This is a genomic window from Proteinivorax hydrogeniformans (genome assembly GCF_040515995.1).
Taxonomy (GTDB): Bacteria; Bacillota; Proteinivoracia; order Proteinivoracales; family Proteinivoracaceae; genus Proteinivorax; species Proteinivorax hydrogeniformans.
On the sequence record NZ_CP159485.1, the window covers coordinates 56,162 to 76,175 of the forward strand.

Annotated in this window: 17 protein-coding genes and 1 riboswitch; of the genes, 16 read left to right on the forward strand and 1 reads right to left on the reverse strand. The window is 37.1% G+C overall.

Annotation, left to right across the window (positions count from 1 at the left end; genetic code table 11):
* The first annotated feature begins 48 nt into the window (after positions 1–48).
* The 3 genes from PRVXH_RS00280 to PRVXH_RS00290 all read left to right on the forward strand — a co-directional run bounded on the left by PRVXH_RS00280 (position 49) and on the right by PRVXH_RS00290 (position 3,009).
* Entirely contained in the window at positions 49–357 is a 309-nt protein-coding gene (locus PRVXH_RS00280) for a Veg family protein (protein ID WP_353893335.1), read from the forward strand.
* A gap of 112 nt (positions 358–469) precedes the next feature.
* Positions 470–1,336, forward strand: a complete 867-nt coding sequence (locus PRVXH_RS00285; RefSeq protein ID WP_353893336.1) for a patatin-like phospholipase family protein — start codon at positions 470–472, stop codon at positions 1,334–1,336.
* Positions 1,337–1,497: 161 nt separating this feature from the next.
* Positions 1,498–3,009: an SPOCS domain-containing protein gene (locus PRVXH_RS00290; RefSeq protein ID WP_353893337.1), complete on the forward strand. Its 1,512-nt coding sequence runs from the start codon at positions 1,498–1,500 to the stop codon at positions 3,007–3,009.
* 153 nt (positions 3,010–3,162) lie between these two features.
* Here PRVXH_RS00290 and PRVXH_RS00295 read toward each other — a convergent pair whose 3' ends face one another.
* Positions 3,163–4,611 (reverse strand): IS1182 family transposase, encoded by a 1,449-nt coding sequence (locus PRVXH_RS00295; RefSeq protein WP_353893338.1) that lies wholly within the window; start codon positions 4,609–4,611, stop codon positions 3,163–3,165.
* A gap of 213 nt (positions 4,612–4,824) precedes the next feature.
* Between PRVXH_RS00295 and PRVXH_RS00300 the strand changes: the two genes are divergently transcribed.
* From PRVXH_RS00300 to PRVXH_RS00360, 13 genes are all read left to right on the forward strand, one after another.
* Positions 4,825–7,038, forward strand: coding sequence for a vitamin B12-dependent ribonucleotide reductase (locus PRVXH_RS00300; protein WP_353893339.1), 2,214 nt, complete (start codon positions 4,825–4,827; stop codon positions 7,036–7,038).
* 127 nt (positions 7,039–7,165) lie between these two features.
* Positions 7,166–7,972 (forward strand): cyanophycinase, encoded by an 807-nt coding sequence (locus PRVXH_RS00305; protein WP_353893340.1) that lies wholly within the window; start codon positions 7,166–7,168, stop codon positions 7,970–7,972.
* A 12-nt stretch (positions 7,973–7,984) separates the two neighbouring features.
* On the forward strand, positions 7,985–10,621 hold the full coding sequence (cphA, locus tag PRVXH_RS00310; RefSeq protein ID WP_353893341.1) for a cyanophycin synthetase: 2,637 nt from the start codon (positions 7,985–7,987) through the stop codon (positions 10,619–10,621).
* Positions 10,622–10,735: 114 nt separating this feature from the next.
* Complete coding sequence (ispE, locus tag PRVXH_RS00315) at positions 10,736–11,575, forward strand: 4-(cytidine 5'-diphospho)-2-C-methyl-D-erythritol kinase (RefSeq protein ID WP_353893342.1); 840 nt, start codon at positions 10,736–10,738, stop codon at positions 11,573–11,575.
* Between the two features lie 18 nt (positions 11,576–11,593).
* Positions 11,594–12,370, forward strand: coding sequence for a nucleotidyltransferase family protein (locus PRVXH_RS00320; protein ID WP_353893343.1), 777 nt, complete (start codon positions 11,594–11,596; stop codon positions 12,368–12,370).
* Between the two features lie 98 nt (positions 12,371–12,468).
* Positions 12,469–13,272, forward strand: coding sequence for a pur operon repressor (gene purR / locus PRVXH_RS00325; protein ID WP_353893344.1), 804 nt, complete (start codon positions 12,469–12,471; stop codon positions 13,270–13,272).
* Positions 13,273–13,308: 36 nt separating this feature from the next.
* The gene (ilvA, locus tag PRVXH_RS00330) at positions 13,309–14,523 is read left to right on the forward strand and encodes a threonine ammonia-lyase (protein ID WP_353893345.1); all 1,215 of its coding nucleotides are present in this window, start codon (positions 13,309–13,311) and stop codon (positions 14,521–14,523) included.
* Between the two features lie 85 nt (positions 14,524–14,608).
* Positions 14,609–14,881 carry a septation regulator SpoVG gene (gene spoVG / locus PRVXH_RS00335; RefSeq protein WP_353893346.1) on the forward strand — a complete coding sequence of 91 codons (273 nt, stop codon included), beginning with the start codon at positions 14,609–14,611 and terminating at the stop codon, positions 14,879–14,881.
* Between the two features lie 105 nt (positions 14,882–14,986).
* Complete coding sequence (glmU, locus tag PRVXH_RS00340; protein ID WP_353893347.1) at positions 14,987–16,348, forward strand: bifunctional UDP-N-acetylglucosamine diphosphorylase/glucosamine-1-phosphate N-acetyltransferase GlmU; 1,362 nt, start codon at positions 14,987–14,989, stop codon at positions 16,346–16,348.
* A 36-nt stretch (positions 16,349–16,384) separates the two neighbouring features.
* A complete protein-coding gene (locus PRVXH_RS00345) occupies positions 16,385–17,335 on the forward strand; it encodes a ribose-phosphate pyrophosphokinase (protein WP_353893348.1) in 951 nt (316 codons plus the stop codon).
* A 75-nt stretch (positions 17,336–17,410) separates the two neighbouring features.
* Positions 17,411–18,034, forward strand: coding sequence for a 50S ribosomal protein L25 (locus PRVXH_RS00350; RefSeq protein ID WP_353893349.1), 624 nt, complete (start codon positions 17,411–17,413; stop codon positions 18,032–18,034).
* 59 nt (positions 18,035–18,093) lie between these two features.
* Positions 18,094–18,663, forward strand: coding sequence for an aminoacyl-tRNA hydrolase (gene pth, locus PRVXH_RS00355; protein ID WP_353893350.1), 570 nt, complete (start codon positions 18,094–18,096; stop codon positions 18,661–18,663).
* Positions 18,654–18,727: riboswitch (Fluoride riboswitch) on the forward strand. Its footprint overlaps the gene before it by 10 nt.
* 58 nt (positions 18,728–18,785) lie before the next feature.
* Positions 18,786–19,970 carry a cation:proton antiporter gene (locus PRVXH_RS00360; protein ID WP_353893351.1) on the forward strand — a complete coding sequence of 395 codons (1,185 nt, stop codon included), beginning with the start codon at positions 18,786–18,788 and terminating at the stop codon, positions 19,968–19,970.
* The last annotated feature ends 44 nt before the right edge of the window (positions 19,971–20,014 follow it).

Below are 20,014 nucleotides of genomic sequence, written 5' to 3' on the forward strand. Positions count from 1 at the left end.
TGTTAGAATATAATAAATTAAATTTATTATGTTAAGAGGTGATGCCTTTTGGCTAAGCAGACTCCTTTGGCTAAAAAGAACTTGGCTAATAAGAACCCCTTGACCACAATTCGTACAGATCTTGAAGCATACATTGGACAAAAAATCATGCTTAAGGCAAATAGGGGCCGTAAAAAAGCTATTGAGAGAACAGGCGTTTTAGAACAAACGTATCCGTCCCATTTTCTAGTCAGAATAGATGAGGAAAACTTTAAGCGCAGGCTTTCATTTTCCTACGCCGATGTCTTGACAGAAACAGTGGAGTTAACTCTCTTCAAGCCTGACACCGACGAAAAGGTGAGATTTTCTGTTTCATAGCAATAAAAAGATATATATAAAAAAAACACAGCAAATAGCTGTGTTTTTTTTATATATATATCTTAAACTTTTAGCAAATTAGGAATATATATAATATAAAGGGGGGAGCAAAATGACAGTGGGACTAACCTTAAGTGGAGGGGGACAAAAAGGCATAGCCCATCTTGGAGTTATAAAGGGAATAGAAGAGGACGGGTTAAAATTTAACTGTATGAGCGGAACAAGCGCAGGCGCCATAATTAGTTCGTTATATGCTACAGGCAAAAGTTTTGATCAAATCTTGAGAATCGTTAAAAGCTTAGAAAGGTCTGATGTTTTAGATCTTAATATCAATTTTTGGCAAGTAGTTACACTGAAGTTGGCGTTGCTTTTTAAAGTGTTTGACTTTGAGCAAACAGTGTACTGGGGATTGTTTGCCGGTGAACGGCTGAAAAGTATACTAGAAAAAAACCTTCCTAATGTTCCGATTAAAGATGTGGACGCTACTCCACTGGCTATCACTGCAGTTGATGTGCATACCGGGCAGGATGTAATTTTTACAAATAGGAAAGAAAAGCTTGCTCATTTTGGAAACGTTATTGACGATATACCTTTACCGCTAGCTGTTAGGTCGAGTATGGCTATACCCTTTATTTATACCGGAGTTAAATGGAAGGACTACTACTTTATAGACGGTGGTTTAACTAACAACATCCCCACTAAGCTTATTAAGTTTTTAGGAGCGCAAAAATCCCTAGCTGTTGATGTTTCAGAAAAACCACCATATAAAGAAAAGCCAACTAATATAATTGATATGGGCGGGCGTATAATAAGCATAGCAATTGATAGCAGTAAGTACCACACAAAACCAGATATTTTGTTAAAGCCCAATATTTCTTCCGTAAGCTTAGGTGACTTTAGTAGCACCGAAAAGCTAGTTGAATTAGGATACGAAGAATATAAAAGAAATAGAAAGTCACTATTGGGACTATTCAAATAGAAAAATATGACTAAACTTTTTATTTGACTAAAGATAGATTAAAAAGCTATCTATAGTCATTTTTTATGTTTAACTTGAATAAGTTTGTGGTAAAGGTTATTTTTTAATGTGTTTTGAGCATACAATTTATATAACTTTAGATTTTGAAAGGAGGAAAGTTAATGGAACAAGAAAACCTTAATGTAGAAGTAATCAATGAGCCTGTTTGTTTAAATCAAGTTATCGGCGAAGAAATAAACCAAATTAGTTTAACCGAAGAAATAAACCTAAGCAAAAAGTTAGATAAGGTAGTAGAGGTAGAAGTTTTTGTGCCACAACATAAAATAGAAGTCAACGTTTTAGATGACAAAGTATCTGTTGAAGGTAAGCTGACACGAATAGTTTATGGAATTACATTAGGTGGAGACCTAGTTGAAGAAGTGCTGCCGGAAATGCAGTTTTCTCATTTTATCCATATGCAGGGAGTCCAGCCAAAGGATAGTGCTTTAGTCAATGTGACGTTAGAAGATTATGATGGGAAGCTTAATGGGAGTGAAACACTGCAAGAGGAAGCAAAGCTTGAGCTGTTTGTTAAAGTTACAACCACAAAAAAGGTTGATATTTTTAAAGATATAGGTAAGGATATCAACCAAACGAAAGACCTTACCAGAATACAAAACCTTATTGACCAAAAAGAAGTAGAAATTCCAACAGAATTTGATGTTGAGTTTGACACTGAAGTTAGCCAGTTCATCGAAACAGAGGCAGAGGTTATACCAAAAAACTTGCGAGTAGCCGATAATAATGGAGAAATTGAAGCGGATATAATTTACAGGATTTTATACCGAACTGAAGATGGCAAGCTTAAAGAAACCAAAGGCAAAGAAGTTTTTAGTAAAAAAGTTGACCTGACAGGCGTAGATACTTCTATGGAAATGTGGGCAGACCTCAAGGTCAAACACGTTGAACAACAGCTTAAAGATTCTAAGTTAGCTGCGACCCAAATTTTAACTGTTTACTGTAACTTAAAAATAATAGAAACGAGTCAGATGGAGTTAGTTACACATGCCGAAAATGTAGATACCTATAATGATAGATATACAGTCGAAAATATTGTTTGTGAAGAAGAGGAAAGCATAAACTCTCAGCAAAGCACAGAGTTTTCCACAGAAGTAGCAGAGATAGAGCGTATATCAAGCGTTTGCAAAATCATAGAAAACAAGGTTTTAGAAGATAAGGTAGCATTAAACCTAAACTTAACCCACATCGTGCACTATAAAGATGAAGACGATAAACAAAGAATAATTAAAGTAGCAGGAGAAAACTTTACCCATTTCATTTATATGGCAGGAATTACAGAAGATATGAAAGCTTTGCTCCAAACAGATATCTCTGATGTAAAAGTAGAGATGACACCTGATTCTATGGCGGCCACAATTTCTTGTCAAGCAAATCTTAAAGCTAAGGTTTTACAAAATGAACTAGTAGAACTAGTAACTGATGTTAATGTGTTAAAGGACCAAACCCATGACGCGTCTGTAATAATATACTCAGTACAAAAGGGAGATACTATTTTTAAAATAGCAAAAAGGTTTGGAGTAAGACAAAAAGAAATTATAGGCGCAAACAAAGAAAACATAAAAGACCCAAATCAAATAAATTTAGGACAAAAGTTAATTATTCCTTGTAGTTAGCCATGAAAAAAACCTCGGTTTACAAGAGGGCACTGAAAATCTGACTATATTTCAGTAAAGAAAATAGTATTCAACAAAAAAAGACGACTTTGGTTCAAAATTTTGAATCCAGAGTCGTCTTTTAATAATTTAATTATGTTCTTTTGTCTATATTTAATCCACTAGTTTCAAAATTCGCTTCAGATTTACTGCAAACATTGATATAGCTCCTTGCATCTCCATGCCAATTAGACCCGAGGATTTTGAAACATCATACCCGTGTCTATGTTTTAATTCACTATTTTTTGCTTCTACTTTATAACGCTCTTTAGATTTTTCTTTAAAGTATTCACTTTCCTGAAACTTCGCCTGTTCACTATGTTCGTCAGATTTGATGCTTACAGAATAGGTCTTGCTTTTAGCTCCAGGTTTATAGCAGCCTTCTTTTAAGGGGCAAGCTTTACATTTCTCTACGTCAAAATAATATGTATCTGTTTGATTTTTAGATTCTTTTTTCTTACCTTGCCGAGCTTTACGTATAGCCATGTGACCAGCCTTACAAACATACATTCCAGCATCTTTATTAAATTCAAATTCGTCTTCCTTTTTTCGAACTCCAGCAACAGCAGGGTTTAACTTAGAGACTAACTTTATATTATTTTCTTTGGCATATTTAATATTTCTTTTTTCAGAATAGGCAGCATCACCTATAACTGTATCCACCTTTATCCCAGCTTTAGCACTTTTTTCAATCAGTTCTGTTAACTGCTTCCCATCATTTTTTTCCCCTGTTGTAACGGTTGCAGCTGTGATAATTCTTTCTTCGCTTAGAGCAATATGAGTCTTGTAGCCAAAAAAGGATGAATCAGCACTTTTGTGCCCTACTCTTGCATCTTTATCTTGAGATATTTGCAAGTGTTCAATATCATCAGCAACTGTTTCCTTTAGAAGATTCAGCTGTTCTTTTACTTTCGGATGCTGAAGAAACTGGTCTTTTTTTGTAATCACTTCAATGAGTTTTTGGCAATAATCGAACTCATCTTCTAAGGCATCATTTGTATTTTTAGATGGAAATTGTTCTTTCATGGTTTCATCTATCTTATATACAGCTTTTCTCAAGTTTTTAGCGCGATCAATAAGTATTTCTCTAGGTGATTTTTGGTTATATCTAGCTCTTGTATGAGTCGCATCCACAATAATTGAGTTGCTTTTTATTACTCCCTTTTCAATGGCTATTTCCACAGTTTTATTAATTAGCATATCCAGTAGGCTTACGTCTTTTAAACGTAGTTTTCGAAAATTAGTAAGAGAGCTAGGTTCAATAACTGGTTCTTCAGGAGCCATATCCAAAAAATATTTAAATGACATGTCATATTTTGAGCGTTCTACAACGTCAACATCAGATAAATCATGGATAGATTTTAACAGTAAATATTTAAACATACGTATAGGGTCTATGGCGTTTCTACCGTTATTGTGGCAGTATTTATCTTTAAGTTCACTATATACAAAAGAGAAATCTACCATATCATTAATTCTACGAAGTACATTATCCTTTGGAACGACTAAATTATATATATCCATATATGGACTTAAATTCATCGACTGTTGTTTTTGAATCATGAAATCCACCTACTTTTAATTGATACTACAATTATACAGCAAAAAAGGCATAATTGCCTTAGATTTTAAGGAATTATGCCTTTTTATGCTTTTGAGGACTTTTTCAGTGCCCTCGTTTACAACCGGGGTTTTTTGTTGCACTTTATTTGCATTACTATATATAGTGTACTATAATATTAACTAACACAATATTTAGTAGAAGAGGGGTAGATTATGGGAAGTCAATTAAAGTTAAGCGCCAATGCATTAACAGTTTTAGAAAAAAGATACCTTACAAAGGAAAATACAAAGGTTGTGGAAAAGCCAGAAGAGATGTTTAGGAGAGTCGCAAAAAACATCGCAAATGTAGAAAAAGAGTTCGGAACTGACAAAGAAAGTATTAAAGAAGTTGAAGAAAAGTTTTATGAACTGATGGTTTCTTTAGACTTTTTGCCTAACTCACCAACCTTAATGAATGCAGGAAAAGACCTACAGCAGCTAGCAGCTTGCTTTGTACTTCCTGTGGAAGATTCTATGGAGAGCATTTTCGAGACGATAAAAAACGCTGCTTTAATACATAAAAGTGGTGGTGGCACAGGGTTTTCATTTTCTCGGCTTCGCCCAGCTAACGATAGAGTACAGTCAACAGGTGGTGTAGCCAGCGGCCCTATATCTTTTATGAAAGTATTTAACTCAGCTACCGAGGTGGTAAAACAAGGTGGCACTAGAAGGGGAGCCAACATGGCTATCTTAAGAGTTGACCATCCTGATATCTTAGAGTTTATAACCGCAAAAGAAAAAGGTGAAGAGCTGACTAATTTTAATATATCAATAGGGTTGACCGAAGAGTTTATGGATGCAGTGATGGATGGAAGGGACTATCCTTTGATTAACCCTCAGAATGGCAAAGTTGTTAAAAGGATATCAGCAGCTAAAGTTTTTGGTATGATTGTAGAAGCTGCACACAAAAACGGTGAGCCTGGAATTGTTTTTCTAGACAGAATAAACGATGAAAATCCCACCCCTAATTTAGGAGAAATAGAAAGCACAAATCCTTGTGGAGAACAACCTTTGCTGCCGTATGAAGCTTGTAACCTAGGATCTATAAACCTTTCTAACATGGTAAAAGAAGGTGAACTGGATTTTGAAAGACTTAAAAAAACAGTGGAGCTTTCAGTAAGGTTTTTAGACAATACCTTGCAAGCCAGTAAATACCCACTAGAGAAAATAAAGCAAATGGTTCGAGGTAATAGGAAAATTGGTCTTGGTGTTATGGGTTTTGCAGATTGTTTAATAAAGTTAAAAATACCTTATGATAGCGAAAAAGCTATAAATATGGCAGAAAAGATTATGGAGTTTATCCAGTATTATTCAAAGGAATGTTCTCAAAAACTAGCACAAGATAGGGGGGCATTTCCTAATTTTGCAGATTCTCTTTATAGTCAAAAGGGTATAGAAATTCGAAACGCCACCACTACAACGATAGCTCCAACGGGAACTATCAGCATTATTTCCGGTGTTTCTAGTGGAGTGGAGCCTTTATTTGCTGTTTGTTATAAAAGAAATGTCTTAGACAATGAAAGCTTAGTAGAAGTTCATCCTTTATTTGAACAAATTGCTAAAGAAAGAGACTTTTATAGCGAAGAATTGATGGAGAAAATTGCACAAAAGGGGTCAGTTGCAGGGGTTCTAGAAGTGCCAGAAGATGTTCAAAAGCTTTTTGTCACAGCTCATGAAATATCGCCTCGACGACATATTGAAATACAAAGTGCATTCCAGCGACATACAGATAATGCAGTTTCTAAAACAGTAAACTTTAAAAGTGACGCAACAAAGGAAGATATTTCTGAAGTTTTTATACAAAGCTATAAGCTTAAGTGTAAAGGAGTTACTGTATACAGAGATGGCAGTAGAGATGCACAGGTTCTAACTGTTGGCGATAAGAAAAAGTCAGATTCCATGGCAGAGGGAGTTCAGCCGCGACCAAGGCCAAGCACCACCTTCGGAACTACAGTAAAGAAGAAAATCGGTTGCGGCAACCTATATATAAGTGTAAACTCAGACCAGTATGGTATCTGTGAGGTTTTTACTAATACCGGTCGTCAAGGTGGGTGTGCTTCTCAATCAGAGGCAACTAGTAGGTTGGTTTCTATAGCTTTGAGAGCAGGAGTTGATAAGGACACTTTAGTGGAACAGCTTAAAGGAATTAGATGTCCTGCTTGTATCAGGAGAAACGGGATTGAAGTAACTTCATGTCCTGATGCCATTGCTAAAGCCATAGACAGTATAGGCACTACTTTAAAGAATCAAGGCTCGATTGAAGAGGTGACCGCTGGCGAAGCAAACGAGAATAAGATTGTGGACAAGTGCCCTGAATGCGGAAAAAAGGTAAGATTTGAAAGTGGATGCAATATATGCCCGCACTGTGGGTATTCTAAGTGTGGATAGCACAAAAGCTGTTAAGAAGAAATTCTTAACAGCTTTTGTTTTGCAATAAGCTAAAAAACTCTCCTGCATATTACCATAAATTAGGGTAAATACTATTATTAACTAATAATAGGGAGTGAACTGCACTTTGGAAAAAATAGAAGGAAATCTCCTGATTATAGGAGGTGCTGAAGATAAAGAAAAGGGTTGTACTATACTAAAGGAGTTTGTGAAGCTGGCAGAAGAAGGGCGGGAAGCTAAGATAGTTATTATGCCAACTGCAGCTGAAAAGTCCGACAGTGTGGGTAGAATGTACAGCGATATCTTTAAGGATCTAGGTATTAGAGATGTGGAGGTCCTGAAAATAGACAGTAGGGCGGATGGCTTCAGTAAAGTAGCCCAAAGGACTATCGAAGAAGCTACAGGCATATTTTTCACTGGGGGCGACCAGCTCAAAATAACCTCATTACTTGGTGGAACTCCAGTTGATTTCAGTTTACAAAAGGCTTATAAAAAAGGTGTAGTAATTGCAGGAACCAGCGCTGGAGCTGCAGCTATGAGTGCAACGATGATTATCGGAGGAAATGGTGATTCCACTCCCCAAATGGATATCTTAAATATGGCTCCAGGAATGGGGTTAGTCAATCAAGTAGTCATTGATCAGCACTTTGCTCAAAGAGGTAGATTGGGACGACTTATTTCAGCGGTAGCGCAAAACCCTTATATTTTAGGGATTGGAATAGATGAGGACACAGCCATCTTAGTTGATGCGCAAGCAAATTTAAAGGTTATAGGTTCTCAAACAGTTACCATAGTGGATGGTTTTAACTCAACCTATACCAACGTTTCAGAGCTTAAGCCAAAGCAAGCCTTGGCGATAACGGACATGGTAGTACATATTCTGCCCCATGGCTACAGGTTTGACCTAAAAAATAGAAAGCCTATAACTGATTAGAGGAGGTAAACGATGGAAATCTTAGAAATAAGAGAATTTCCAGGTAGAAACATTTACTGTCACAGACCAGCTGTTAAAATGACACTGGACTTAGGAAAATATGGTGGGATAGAGAGCCGGGAAATTCCTCACTTTAATCAAGACTTAAAGAAAATCTTACCTACCATAGTGGAACATGGGTGTGGTATTGCAGAGGTAAATGGGTTTGGAATTAGGTTAGATGAAGGGACTTACTTTGGCCATATAATTGAGCACATAGCCATAGAACTGCAAAATAAAGTTGGGTACGAAGTAAACTATGGAAAAACTAGGCTGTATGAAAAACCTTCCTGTTATTATGTGATAACAGAATGTAAAAACACCAATGTAGGAAGAGAAGCATTAAAAATCGCTGTAGAGATGGCCCAATCGATTATAAACAATGAGCAAACAACTGGTGAATATTGGTTAGCAAAAATGGATGAGGTTAAGAGTACGTATGGTCTAGGACCAAGCACCGAATCTATATATTCTGCTGCTCAAAAAAGAAATATACCTGTTAAGCGTTTAGATGACAACAGCAGTATGCTTCAGTTAGGATTAGGTAAGTATTTAAAAAGGGTGGAAGCAACAATTACTGGGGATACAAGCTGTGTTGCTGTAGATATAGCATCTGATAAAACTTTAACAAAGAGAATATTAGAAAAAAGTGGAATACCCGTACCTTACGGTAAAATAGCTAGTAACGAAGATGAAGCTGTGGACTTGGCAAAAAAAGTAGGAGTTCCTGTGGTACTTAAGCCTTGTGACGGCAACCAAGGAAAAGGTGTAGCCTTAGGTTTAAGCACAGAAACCGAAATAAGAAGTGCCTATAAAGTTGCTGAAAATTACAGCGATAGAGTCATTGTTGAAAAGCATGTCAATGGAAAACATTATAGAGTACTAGTAATTAATGATGAAGTAGTGGCTGTGTCCGAAAGGTTGCCGGCACATGTAACAGGTGATGGTATTCATACCATCAAAGAGCTTATTGAAAAAGAAAACCTTAATCCTTTAAGGGGAGAGGACCATGATAAGCCATTGACAAAAATAAAAGTTGACCCAGTGGTATTTATGGCGTTAGCTAGACAAAACCTTACTATGAACTACACCCCCAAAGATAAAGAGGTAGTTTATCTAAGAGAGAATGCCAATATCAGCACTGGTGGCATAGCCATAGATGTTACTGAAGAAATACATCCAGATAACATCCGATTAGCAAAGAGATTAGCTAAAATTATAGGATTAGACATTGCGGGAATTGATATAGTGGTAGATGATATAGCGAATCCCATGACAAAAGAAAATGGTGCAATTATTGAAGTTAATGCAGCACCCGGGATAAGGATGCATCTTCACCCAAGCCATGGCAAACCAATAAAAGTAGGTGAAAAAATAGTAAACTACCTATTTCCTAAAAACGCAAACCATACCATACCAATTGTGTCAATAACCGGGACAAATGGGAAAACAACCACTACAAGGCTTATTTCACATACTTTAAGGGGAAAAAACATAAATGTAGGAATGACGACAACAGATGGAATATACGTAAATGACACCCTTATTGAAAAAGGAGATACCACCGGGCCTTTTAGCGCTGCTGTAGTTTTGGACGACCCAACTACAGACGTTGCAGTGCTGGAAACAGCGCGGGGAGGTATTGTAAAGAGAGGACTAGGATACGACTTAGCTGACGTTGCCGTTATTACCAACTTATCTGAGGACCATATTGGGCAGGACGGTGTCAATAGCTTAGAAGACCTATTTTTTGTTAAATCATTAGTGGCTGAAGCAGTAAAACCTAGTGGGAGTCTAGTGTTAAATGCAGACGATCCATATGTAGTAAGGATGGCGGATAGGAATAAAAAGGCTAAAGTTATTTACTTTTCTATTCAGCCTACTGAAAACCAAGTTTTTAAAAGGCATATAGCGGCAGGAGGAAAAGGGATTTTTATTAAAAATAACAACATAATTATTGCAGAAGGAAATAAAAATACTATAACTTTGCCGTTAGAAAAGATTCCAATAACCCTCAAAGGGCAAGCGCTTCATAACGTTAAAAATGTAATGGCAGCTATTGGAGCAAATCTAGCATTAAACAATTCTTTAGAAAAGGTTAAAGAAAAGTTATGTAACTTTGACGGGCAAAAGCATAACCCGGGAAGGTGTAATGTTTTTGAAGCAGAGGGTATAACTGTAGTTGTGGACTATGGACACAACAAGGATGGATATATAGAGACGTTTAAGTTTGCCAAAGGGTTAAAACCCAACAGGCTACTCTCGGTGTTGGGAGTTCCAGGAGATCGTGTGGATGATGATATAGTAGAAATGGGAGCGATAGCCGCTAAAACGTGCCAGTTCTTAATACTTAAAGAAGACAAAGAGCTTAGAGGCAGGAAAAGAGGCGAGGTAGCAGACTTATTTGAACAAGGATTAATTAGAGAAGGAACCTCTAAGAACAGTTATAAGACTGTCCTGCCCGAAGATGAAGCTATTAGGGAAGCTTTAAACATGTGTCAAAAAGGAGATGTCCTAGTGATTTTTTATGAAGATTTAGAGCTTACTGGTAAAGTGGTTGAGGAATGCTTAGCTAACAAGGGTAAAAACAAGGTTGCAAGCATGGGTTAAAAGAATTTTTTGATTTCAACAAAAAAAGTCTAGAGTGATAGTCTAGTTTCTAGTATAATAAGAAAATAGATTATATATTAAGTATTTAAGGGGGGAAGGTTTTAAGCCTATATAATGAAGCTAAAATCAAGAGCGAAAATCAATCTAACTCTAGACGTTTTATATAAAAGAGAAGACGGATACCATGAAGTAAAAATGATAATGCAGGAAATAGAGTTGGCAGACAATATATATTTCCGGAAGTGCGATCAGCTAAAGGTAAACTGTTTACACCCGTTTGTCCCTAATGGTAGCAGTAATTTAGTATATAAAGCTGTAGAGCTTGTGAAGCGAAAAACTGGTGTTAACAAAGGGATATCTATTGAGATAGAAAAGAAGATACCTGTTGCTGCAGGTTTAGGCGGCGGTAGTAGCAATGCCGCTACCACTATACTAGGGCTAAATAAACTTTGGAATTTAGGCTTAAATGTAAAGCAGATGGAAAGTATAGCAGGAGAACTGGGCGCTGATGTTCCGTTTTTCATTCAAGGTGGTACACAGTTGGCAACAGGGACTGGTAAAGATTTAACAATAATAAATAAAGCTCCTGCATTGTGGGTGGTGCTAGCTAAACCTAATCTCGGTGTTTCCACAAAAGAAGTTTATCAAAACTTAAGTATAGGCAATATTTCAAACCATCCGGACACTTCAAACATGTTAAATGCGATAAGACAACAAGATAAAAAAGGGATATGTACTTATCTAGGCAATGTGTTAGAATTAGTTACTTTGCATAGATATAGTAATGTAAAAATACTAAAAAACAAAATTTGTGAAATGGGAGCTAATGGAGCACTAATGTCTGGAAGCGGACCTACAGTGTTTGGGTTATGCGAGGAGTATGAAAAAGCTATACAAATAGCTAAAGGGCTAGGACCACTATCTGAAGAAGTTTTTGTAACAAAATTCGTCTAATTAAAAGAGGTGGAGTAGGTGCAAAAAATAAGAGCGGTAATACTAGCTGGTGACGAAAGACAAACACAGCATATGAGTGATAAAAGTGAAAAAATACAAAACAAAGCTTTTATGAAAATAAACGGCAAATTTATGCTGCAATATGTCTTAGAAGTAATTTGTTCACTAGAGGGCATAGAGGAAATCTTAGTGGTAGGACCCAAACAACCACTAGAAAAACTACAAGCTAGTTACGACTTTAAAGTGGTTCAACAAAAAGGAGATATCGTCGATAATGTTAAAGCTTGTACTAGAGGGTGGTCTGGTGAAAAGTTGCTAATAGTGACCTCAGATATACCTATGATTACCCGCCAATCAGTAAGGGACTTTTTAAAAAAAGCTAGTATGCACACCGCGGACATCTACTATCCTATAATTGATAAGAGAAGCAATGAAGAAATGTTTCCTAAAGTTAAGAGAACCTATGTTAAAATTAAGGAAGGTACGTTTACTGGAGGAAATATTGCTTTAATTGATACAGATTGTGTTGTAAAATGTGAGCAGATTGGCAAAAAGTTGGTTGCTATGAGAAAGTCGCCAATAAAGTTGGCTAAGCTTTTAGGGTTTAGATTTTTAGCCAAACTTGTAGCTAACAACCTCACCATCGAAGAACTAGAACAAAAACTAGGGTCTTTACTAGATTCTGAAGTTAAGGCTATTAGATCTTCATACCCACAGCTAGGTACCGACATCGACAAAGAGGAAGACCTTAAAATAGCAGAGACATCCTTGCAAAAGCTAAAAGTCGGCAACTAATCAACCTTAACCGGTTGATTTAGTTATGCGATAAAATTCGCCAAAACACGAACGCATAACAGCAAAATGCTAAAAAATGTTCGGAAGGAGTGGAAGGTGTGGGGAAATATAAGCGAAGTGAAAGAACGATTTTGCTAAGTAAAAAACTTTTGGAAAATCCAAATAGAGTATATCCTTTGAGAGAGTTTGCTTTAGAGTTAGATGTGGCAAAATCCAGTATGAGTGAGGATATAAAGTTAATTAGCAAGTTGTTTAAGGAAAAAGAGTTTGGCGACGTTGAGACTACCCATGGGGCAGCTGGGGGTGTGAAGTTTACCCCCTATAGCAGCGAGAACAAAAAAGATGAAGTTTTGAACAATTTAAAGGAAATACTGTCAAACTCAGATAGGGTTTTGCCAGGTGGCTATCTTTATTATTCGGACGTAATTTATCATCCTAGGATTTGTGATGACCTTGGCCTGTTGTTTGCAACGAAGTATAAAGATGAAAAAATTGATTACGTCCTAACAATTGAGACAAAAGGAATTCCTATAGCTATGGCAGCTGCAAAGTATTTAGACGCAGAAGTAGTGGTAGCTAGAAGAGAAAATAGAGTTACAGAAGGACCTGTAATGACAATAAATTATATTTCTGGATCTAACAGAAGGATTCAGACCATGTCCCTAAATAAGAGGGCTATGCAACCTGCAAAAAATGTGTTAGTGCTTGATGACTTTATGAAAGCAGGTGGCACAGCAAAAGGGTTGTCAGAGTTAGTTAAGGAGTATAATTGCAATCTTAAAGGAATAGGTGTTATTATCGACACCGAAAAACCTAGAAAAAAGCTAGTTGATGAATATTATTATCTGTTAAAACTGAAGAATATAAATGAACTTAAAAGAGAAATTGTAATAGGGAGGTAGGGTTTTATCTAGATAATAATATAGGGAGGCAATCCTTTGAAAGTAACATTAGAAGATGTTAAAAAAGCTCAGCACAACATATCATCAATAATTAAAGAAACTAACCTAGAACCTTCAAAAACCTTGACTGATCTATGTGGCACCCCTATTTACCTTAAGACAGAAAACTTACAAAAGACAGGATCTTTTAAAATTAGAGGTGCTGCTAATAAAATAAGTCAACTTTATAAGGAAAAGAGTGCTTATGGTGTCGTCGCAGCGTCAGCGGGGAATCATGCCCAAGGTGTAGCATATGCTTCTGAAAAGCATGGGATGTCCTCCGTCATTGTAATGCCTGAAGGAGCCCCAATAATTAAAGCGACAGCCACCAGTCAGTATGGAGCAAACGTAATCTTAAAAGGAAAAAATTATGACCAGTGCTATCAAATAGCGAAAGAAATTTCTCAAAACGAAAATCGCCCATATGTGCACGCGTTTGATGACCCCCATATCATAGCAGGTCAAGGCACTATAGGATTAGAGCTGCTAAAACAGTTACCCACCATCGAAAACGTCCTCCTACCCATGGGGGGAGGAGGACTTATTGCTGGAGCTCTTTTAGCAATAAAGGAGCAAAACCCAAAAGTTAGAATAATAGGAGTGCAAAGTGAAGCTGCCACTCCCATTTATAGCAAGTTAAAGAAAATCAAAAATTCAAAGTTTGCCGCAAAATCTATGGCTGACGGGATTTTAGTTAAAGAGCCAGGTGAGTTGCCAATGGTGATAATTGAAAAGTATTTAGACGAAGCTGTTACTGTTTCTGAAGAAGAAATAGCTAGAGCTATATTGTTTGTTTTAGAGCGCTGTAAGCTTGTAGTTGAGGGAGCAGCAGCAACAACTGTAGCTGCGCTTTTGTATAACAAAGTGCAGAATCTAAAGGGCAATACAGTAGCAGTTCTTACTGGTGGAAATATTGACATTAACGTTATTTCTTCAATTATACGAAGAGGGTTAGTTAAAGCTGACCGAATTGCCTTTTTGGAGGTAGCTATAGAAGACAACCCTGGAGAGCTAAACAAGCTGTTAACTATATTTGCCCAAAACGGTGTTAATATTATAAACATAAACCACAACCGTCTATCTCCTGATGTACCCATAAATTTTGCCAAAGTTGACGTATGCCTTGAAACAAGGGGGCAGTCCCACCTAAACAAAGTTTTAAAATCACTTCAAAAAGAACTTATTTCGGTAAAATTTAAAAATAATATTTAAAAAAGTACAAAAATTGCAGGAATTTGCCATTTTTTATTGAATAAGGTGATAAGTGAAAAATCACATAAGAAGGTGGGTGCAAACTTTGAAAGTAACAGACATTCGCATCAGAAGGGTCAACCGGGAAGGCAAAATGAAGGCAATTGTTTCTGTAACCTTTGATGATCAGTTTGTGGTACACGACATCAGAGTTATAGAAGGTACAAACGGGTTCTTTGTAGCAATGCCAAGCAGAAAGGGTAATGATGGGGAACATAGGGATATCGCACACCCTATTAGAACCGAAACGCGAAGCATGATACAAGAAGCTGTATTAGAAGCGTATAACAATTATAAGGAAGAAGAAACAGAAAGTTAAGGGGGCATTTCCATGCTCCCTTAAATTTTTGCATTTCTTGACCTTGTATTATTTATAAGTTATAGTTAATGATATATAATAATGCAATTTTTTGGGGGGAAAAGTATGGATAAGTCTGTTGCAGCAGTTGTGCTAGCTGCAGGTAAAGGAACTAGGATGAAAAGCAAAAAATCGAAGGTTTTACATACAATACTGGACAAACCTATGTTAGAATACATATATGATGCTTTAGACGGCATAAAAACCAAAAAGGTAGTTACAGTAGTGGGGCACCAAAAAGACCAGATTATTGATAGATTCGACAACAGAAGTGACTTTGTCACTCAGGATGAACAACTTGGGACGGGGCATGCTGTAATGCAGGCTGAGGGAAAACTAAAAGATTTTCCTGGGCATGTACTGATTTTGTGTGGTGACACACCGCTATTGACTTCAAAGACTTTAAAAAAGCTGACAGATTATCATTTAGATGGGGGATATGAAGGAACTATTTTAACAGCCCACCAACAAGACCCTTCCGGGTATGGGAGGGTGATAAGAGGAGAACAAAACAATGTAACCTCGGTGGTAGAGCAAAAAGATGCTACAGAAAGCCAAAAGAAAATTAAAGAAGTTAATACAGGAATTTTTATATTTAAAGCCAAGACATTGTTTAAGCTATTGAAAAATGTGGAGAACAACAATGCCCAAGGCGAGTATTATCTCCCTGATGTATTAAAAATAATGATTGAGAATCAAATGGATGTTGGGGCTATGCAGATGGAAGATTCCACAGAAATGATAGGTATAAACGATAGAGTGATGCTGCAGCATGCCCAAAAAGTTATGCAAAACAAAATCAATCTGGAATTAATGCAAGAAGGGGTTACTATTATAGACCCCGAAAGCACATACATAAGTCCAGAGTGCCGGATCGCTCAAGACGTGACTGTCTATCCAATGACATTTTTAAAGGGAAACACAATGATTGAAGAAGGAGCTGTAATAGGCCCTAATGCGACCGTTGTAAACTCTAAAATAGGTAGGAACACTGTGGTAGTTCAATCTCAAGTCCAAGATTCAGAAGTTAGAGATGACGTTCAAGTTGGACCCTTTACCCACATACGTCCAAAGTGTGTTGTATCCAACAAAGTGAAGTTAGGGAACTTTGTAGAAATCAAAAACGCAAAGGTGGGAGAAGGCAGCAAAGCTTCTCACTTGAGTTATCTGGGTGACTGTACAGTGGAAGAGGGCGTTAACATCGGCTGTGGTACAATTACAGTAAACTATGATGGCAGAAACAAACATCATACCCTAATTAAAAAAGGTGCTTTTATAGGTAGCAACTCCAACTTAATAGCCCCAATAACTGTGGGAGAAGATGGATTTGTTGCTGCTGGTTCAACAGTCAGCAAAGATGTGCCTTCTGAGAGCTTAGTGATTGCTAGAGGTAGGGAAACAGTGAAGAAAAATTGGAGAAAAAAATAGAAAGTTATTAAAACGTAAAGGGAGGATTTATAATAAATGAATTTACTAGACCAAAAACCTAAGTTTTTTTCATGTTCAGCGAATAAAGAGTTAGCTGAAAAGATAGCTGCTTCATGCGGCTGCTCTCTAAGTAATGGCGAAGTATATAGATTTAGTGACGGTGAAGCTACAGTTCGTATTGAAGAAAGTGTACGTGGAGCTGACTGCTTCATTGTGCAACCAACTTCAGCACCAGCTAATGAGAATTTAATGGAACTTCTGATTATGATTGACGCTATAAAGAGGGCCTCGGCTTCTCGAATCACAGCAGTAATACCGTATTACGGTTATGCAAGACAGGAAAGAAAGGCTAGAGCTAGAGAGCCAATTACAGCAAAGTTAGTTGCTGATCTGCTTACCACAGCGGGAGCGGACAGGGTGCTAACATTAGACTTGCATGCACCGCCAATCCAAGGTTTTTTTGACACCCCTGTGGACCATTTAACCGCTATCCCCTTGCTTGCTAACTATTATAAAGAAAACAGAAACTTAGAAAATGTGACAGTTGTTTCACCTGACATGGGTGGAGTTACAAGGGCAAGAGATCTAGCTGAAAGACTGGGAGTTCCCCTTGCAATCATGGATAAGCGTAGGCCAGAGGCTAATGTGGCAGAGATACTGCACATAATTGGAGATATTAAAGATAGAGATATTATTTTAGTAGATGACATTATAGATACAGCGGGGACGATCTCACAGGGATCGCAAGCGCTGCTTGACAAAGGAGCAAAAAGCGTAGCCGCTTGTTGTACCCACCCTGTTTTCTCCGGGGCTGCCATGGAGAGGCTTCAGAAATCTCCTTTAGAAGAGATAGTGGTTACAAACTCAATCAAACTGCCAAAAGAGAAACAACTTGAAAAGATTAAGATTCTTTCCCTAGCAGAACTCTTTGGCAATGCAATAACACGGATTCATGAAAATCTGTCAATTAGCGAAATATTTGACTAAGTTTGACTAAATCATTATTAGCTTGTATAATCTTCAATAAGATTTAGAATATGAACCTTACAAGGAGGAATTTTCATGGCTTTTAAATTGAGAGGACAAACTAGAGAAAGCTCTGTAAAAGGTGTAAACTCGAAGTTAAGGGCAGAAGGTAAGATACCGGGGATTTTATATGGTAAGAATATAGATAGTCAACCTGTGGCTATAGATTTTAAAGACTTTAATTCCCTAATGAATGCAGGTTTAGGTGCTAACTCAGTAATAACTTTTGAATTAGGTGACAAAAATCACTCTGTCATGGTTAGAGAGTTACAGCGAGATCAAATAAAGGGAGATATTTTACATATCGACCTACAAAGGGTATCTATGACTGATGAAATGGTTGCAACAGTTCCTATTTGGCTTGTAGGTGAGGAAGAAGCAAATAAAAATGGTATAGTTCAAACACAGATCAAAGAAATTGAAGTAAAGGGTCTTCCAAATGACCTGCCAGACCATGTTCAGGTAGATGTTTCTAGCTTAGAACTAGGTGATGCTTTATATGTTAAAGATGTTAACCTACCCGAAAAGCTTGAACTTTTAACTGAAGAGGAAGAGCTTGTAGTGTCCATAGTATCTGCCCAAGAGGAAAGCGAAGAGGCAGAAGAACAAGAGATTACAGAGCCCGAAGTCATCGGTAAAGGAAAAGAAGAGGAAGAATAAATTTATATAAAAAAAGTGGCGCAACCATATGCGTCACTTTTTTAAGCAAGGAGGAAAGCATGAAAGTAGTTGTGGGATTAGGTAACCCAGAACCAAAATATCAGCTTAACCGTCATAACGTTGGGTTTATGGCGGTAGATAATTTGGCTGATAAAATGGGGTTACAATTTACAAAAGAGAGAAAATTTCATAGTCTTTGCGCCCAAACAAACCTAAAAGGTGAAAAAATAATGCTGGTAAAACCTCTCACTTATATGAATTTAAGTGGAGAGTCGGTCAGCAAGATAGCAAACTATTTTAACCTGAATTTTGAAGACGTTATTGTTATATACGATGATCTAGATACTGAGGTCGGCAAATTCAAAATTAAGGCTAAAGGTGGATCAGGTGGGCAGAAAGGTCTCCAATCCATAATAGACCACTTAGGATGTAAAGAAATTCCAAGGATTAAAGTAGGTATAGGGAAACCCCAAAATGGCAAGGACGTTACCGCCCATGTCTTGGGCAATTTCACCAAAGAAGAGTGCGAAGAAATTTCTCAAGTCCTTGTACAAGTGAAGAAGAGTTTAGAAGATTTCTGTAATGGAATAGGAATAGAACAATTGATGAGTACATATAATAAAAAATAGGTGATGGAGCTCACCTTGATTTTATATCTAAATTGCTAAAAAAGCTGATGGCTCCTGTCCCCAAGGGACAGGTGTCTTTTTTTGTCTTTGTGGGCAGAATACATAAAAAGGAGGAAAAGAAAATGCTTCTAAGTCTAATTATTATCATCACTTTAGGCATAATATCAAAGAGAATAACTAAAAGGATAGGTCTTCCACACATAATTGGATTAATTTTTCTAGGCTGGGTGATTGGTCCTTTTAGCATGGACTTAATTGTAGAGGAAATCAACGCTCTTTCTGAAGAAATTAGAATGCTAGCCTTAATCATAATATTAGTTAGGGCTGGTATTGGTCTTAACATTTCCACGCTGAAAAAAGTGGGGAAAACTGCAACTCTTTTAAGCTTCATACCCTGTATATTTGAGGGTTTAACGGTAACCGTTTTGGCTATGTTACTGTTTGACTTAGATTTTGCCATAGCAGGCGTGCTGGGGTTCGTTTTAGCAGCTGTTTCTCCAGCTGTAATAGTGCCTTCTATGTTAAAGCTAAAGGAAAGGGGTTGGGGCATGGATAAAGGAGTTCCCGTCCTTGTGTTAGCAGCAGCGTCGGTAGATGATGTAGTTGCGATTACACTTCTTACCTCTTTTTTGTCCATGGCAGCTCAAGGTGGAAGCTTTCAGTTAGTAAACTTAGGACGAATTCCTTATGAAATAGTAGTTGCGCTCATATTAGGTGCAATAGTTGCTCTAGCTTTAAACTGGGTTTTGAAAAAAATTGATATAAAGGGCAATGACTATATAGGGTTTGTTTTTACAGCTGCTATCGCAATCTATCTTTTAGGTCAGGTGATGAATATAGCAGGTCTTTTAGGAATAATGTCCTTTGCTTTTGTGCTGAAGGAAAAAGCAGGCCAAAGCGATAATCAGAAAATAAAAGATAGTTTTGCCTCACTTTGGTATGTAGGCGAAATATTTTTGTTTATTTTAATAGGAGCGCAGGTGGATATTAGTGTTATAGCAGATGCGTCAATTTTAGGACTGTTGTTAATTTTTGGCGGGGTGCTTGCAAGAGGTTTAGGAGTCATGCTTGCCACTATCTACAGTGATTTAAATATCAAGGAAAGATTGTTTATAGTATTGGCTTTCGTACCTAAAGCTACTGTTCAAGCAGCAGTAGGTGGGATGGCCCTTTCTATGGGATTAGCATTTGGTGAAGAAATTTTGGCAATTGCTGTTTTATCAATTATAGTTACAGCTCCGTTAGGTGCTTGGCTTATTAACACCTTTGCGCCTAAACTTCTAATCCAACAAAAAAACACAGATTAAAGGAAATTTATTTACTTTAATAGAATACAATAAAAAGAAGAGTT

Bases quoted from the DNA above. Each gene is read 5' to 3' on its own strand.
- PRVXH_RS00285 (WP_353893336.1), top strand. From the start codon at position 470: ATGACAGTGGGACTAACCTTAAGTGGAGGGGGACAAAAAGGCATAGCC.
- PRVXH_RS00290 (WP_353893337.1), top strand. From the start codon at position 1,498: ATGGAACAAGAAAACCTTAATGTAGAAGTAATCAATGAGCCTGTTTGT.
- PRVXH_RS00295 (WP_353893338.1), bottom strand. From the start codon at position 4,611: ATGATTCAAAAACAACAGTCGATGAATTTAAGTCCATATATGGATATA.
- PRVXH_RS00300 (WP_353893339.1), top strand. From the start codon at position 4,825: ATGGGAAGTCAATTAAAGTTAAGCGCCAATGCATTAACAGTTTTAGAA.
- cphA (WP_353893341.1), top strand. From the start codon at position 7,985: ATGGAAATCTTAGAAATAAGAGAATTTCCAGGTAGAAACATTTACTGT.
- ispE (WP_353893342.1), top strand. From the start codon at position 10,736: ATGAAGCTAAAATCAAGAGCGAAAATCAATCTAACTCTAGACGTTTTA.
- glmU (WP_353893347.1), top strand. From the start codon at position 14,987: ATGGATAAGTCTGTTGCAGCAGTTGTGCTAGCTGCAGGTAAAGGAACT.
- PRVXH_RS00345 (WP_353893348.1), top strand. From the start codon at position 16,385: ATGAATTTACTAGACCAAAAACCTAAGTTTTTTTCATGTTCAGCGAAT.
- PRVXH_RS00350 (WP_353893349.1), top strand. From the start codon at position 17,411: ATGGCTTTTAAATTGAGAGGACAAACTAGAGAAAGCTCTGTAAAAGGT.
- pth (WP_353893350.1), top strand. From the start codon at position 18,094: ATGAAAGTAGTTGTGGGATTAGGTAACCCAGAACCAAAATATCAGCTT.
- PRVXH_RS00360 (WP_353893351.1), top strand. From the start codon at position 18,786: ATGCTTCTAAGTCTAATTATTATCATCACTTTAGGCATAATATCAAAG.